The 3132-nt window shown below is 47.0% G+C and carries 2 protein-coding genes; both read right to left on the bottom strand.

The window, feature by feature from the left end; all coding sequences use genetic code 11:
* The coding region (locus ACWVCM_RS12585; protein WP_455202105.1) for a PD-(D/E)XK nuclease family protein at positions 1-2690 on the bottom strand (2690 nt) is incomplete at its 3' end.
* A 75-nt stretch (positions 2691-2765) separates the two neighbouring features.
* Positions 2766-3132 (bottom strand): ferredoxin FdxA (fdxA, locus tag ACWVCM_RS12580; protein WP_455202104.1); only part of this gene is annotated, 367 nt, incomplete at its 5' end.

Here is a 3132-nt window from a genome sequence, read left to right as displayed (position 1 = left end):
CGGGCATCAGCTTTGGAAATGATTTGAGTCAGTTCGTGATCGCTTTGGGATAATAGTAGTAATAAGTAGAAGGGTAGCTGGATGGCTTCACCAGACAGGACATCGTCAATGGGGGGGATGTAGCCGGTTTTGTAATCAATTACGCTAAATTGTTCCTTGCTCTCATCAATACGATCGATGCGGCCACGAATATTGATGCCATGCTCAAGTGTTGCATGCTCGATATTAATTTCTGTCGCCCGGGGAGTGCCGGTACCTTGTTGTTCCATTTGCCAGTCGATATACAAAGGAATAACAAGTAGCCAGCGTTTCAGCCAGCCTCGATGCATAAAATTATCCTCAATATCTTTGGCGAAAACCTTTTGCGAAATCCGGTTCAGAAGTTCGATGGCCTGGTGCCGATTCTGTGGACTAATTGTTTCAGTAAATGGTCCTGGTAATTCAGTCACGTCACCATGAAATGCTTCAAGACATTTATGCACTCGCTCCCCATAGTCGGATTTTTCCAGTGCTTCCTTAATAGTGTCGGGTGGCGCCAGTTTTAAGCAACGCGCACTAAAAAACTGGTAGGGACAGTCAATCAGTTGCTGGTAAGCACTGGCGGAGAGTTTCTCTGGTATTAATGCAGCGGGTGAAGCCGCCCTGGGTGTTGCGCCGACCGGTGAAGGCATGGCGGCTTCATCCAGTTTGATACGTGCACGGGCGTCACTGATGATTGCGCTCAGCCTGTTGTCGTTCAGGTCTGTACCATAAGCGAGGGAGTGGAAGGCCTGTAGTTCTGCCACCCAGGGCGAAGGAATAATATCTTCATCGTTTTCTTTGGCGCGCCTGGTGATGAATACCGAATTTTCATTCGCCGTTGAAACCAGAAGCCGACGAAACAAATAATAACTGAGTTTACGATAATCCTGTTGTGTTGGAATACCCAGGGAGGCGCGAACGGCATCGTTGAAAAAAGGTGATTGACTGGCGGTTCTTGGTAAAAATTCCTGTTCCGCACCTGCAATTACTACGGCATCAAATGAATAATATTCGCTGTTCTTCAGCGTAAGAAGTTTGACGCTGGATTCCTGATCCTGGGGCTTGAAGTTAAAACGTTCCAGGGTCAAACCCAGCCAGTTTCGGAACGTGGTCCAGGTGAGCGTAAGCGGTGCGATTTTTGCCGCGCTTTTCAGTTGATCGATTTCGCTAAGCAGCTGTAGACCGGCTGCATCATTATTGTAGGCATTAACGATGTTGAGGCGTTCCATGGACTCCAGCAAGGCTTCAATAAATTGCGATGCGTCATATTCATTGCCATCGAGCAACGGCAGCAAAGGATCTGCAGCGTGGGCAATATCATTGATTAAATTAACCAGCCGATCATAAGCCTTTGTATCCATATCTTCGGGCAGCTTATGTTTTCGAAATTCAATATGCTTTAAATAACGTTGCAGGCCGCTGGCGATGTTTTCGTCGAAAACAATGTGTTGTTCCAGGAAGTAGACCAGTTGCAGGTGATCCTGGCCGTGCCCAAGGAAAAACGGCGATTTCAGGCAGTCAAGTAGCGGCAAATAATGAAAATCATCTTCCACGGTTTCGAGCCATCGCTCCAGTACTGTGGCAGCGCTGGTTGTTGACAGGGGCCAACCGGCACTATCGTCAACAAGGACATTGGCACGTTCCAGCAAGGCTCTAATGCGACGCGCAAGTTTCCGGTTTTCCGTCACGATACCGATTTGGGTTTTACCTTCGATCAACCAGCGACGTACCTGAAAATCAACCGCCAACGCTTCATCTTCTGAATCACTGGCGGCGTAAATACCAATGACTGAAGCGACAGGACTAACGGGGAATCGTTGTTGGCATTCCTGGGTGCGGTTCAAGAAAGCGTTTTTTTGATGGTTAAATATCAAATCCAGGCATTGAACATATTCTGGTGCTTCGGCATCGGTAGCCAGGCTCGATGGATTATAAGAAACAACCTGGAGTTGATTGCGTTCGAACAATTGCTTGCGCCATTCGTTTTCAGCAGGCGTGGGTTGATTGATCCCGCAATAATAGAGTTGTTGATTTGAATTAAGCTGGCCAAGGCTTTGACCCAGTTTCAGTAATATTGCGCCAAACTGATCAACCATATTCAGTTCGTTAAGCTGCTGGTGCATAGCGTACCACAAGGTGTGGACCAGCAACGCTTCCCGTCCCAGGCTGCTACTGACTTCGTCGGTGCTGCCGTATGCAATGGTTAGACTTTCAATAAAGTCATTCACTGATGCGGGTAACTGAACTTGCCATTGTGTCAGCTCGTTAAATAGATCCATCAAGCTTTCGGCAAGCATCCACGGGCTGCCATGACCATAAATGTGCTGGTGCGTTTGCAGCGCTTCGACAAGTAATAGTTCGCGGGTATGGTTGCTGGCCGTGGCAGGTTCTATAAAAATTTGTTCGTTGAGCCAGGCGTGCAAGGTTGTGATTTGTGGGCCAAGCAAGGCTTGATAGCCCATAGTGTTGGCTTTATTGAGTAATGCCAACCTGAAACTGTTAACAGCATCGTTATTGTTGAGCAGTACGGTAATCGTTGATAAATCCGGTAACCGCTCAGCGTGTTGCTGCAGGATTAGATCACACGTGGCATCAAGAAGGTTTTTATAAACTGGAATAGTGCACTGATTTTGATGGGGTGCGTCGAAAAAAAAGGATTGTTGTTGCATGTGAGATGGTTAATGAGTCGTTTGCATAACCTGGTACCAGTCGCAATATCACATGGTGGAATAAAAGTTAATGGCTTAGCGTTCCAGATATTTAAGTTTACCTTCCACGCCTTCCCATTCCTTGGCATCTGCCGGCGGTGATTTGGCTTCGGTAATTACCGGCCATGATTGCGCAAGCTCAGCATTCAGGGCAATAAATTCTTTCTGGGTTTCCGGTACATCATCTTCATCAAAAATCGCATTGATGGGGCATTCGGGTTCGCAGAGAGAGCAGTCAATGCACTCTTCGGGATCGATGACTAAAAAGTTTGGACCTTCGTGGAAACAATCCACGGGGCATACTTCTACACAATCCGTGTATTTGCATTTGATGCAATCTTCAACTACGACATAGGTCATTCTTCTCTCCAGTGGTACCCGATTTTTAGTGTAATGATTTATT

This window comes from Kaarinaea lacus, from assembly GCF_975902315.1.
The sequence above is the reverse complement of the archived record's forward strand: the minus strand, read 5'-3'. Positions and strand labels throughout refer to the sequence as shown.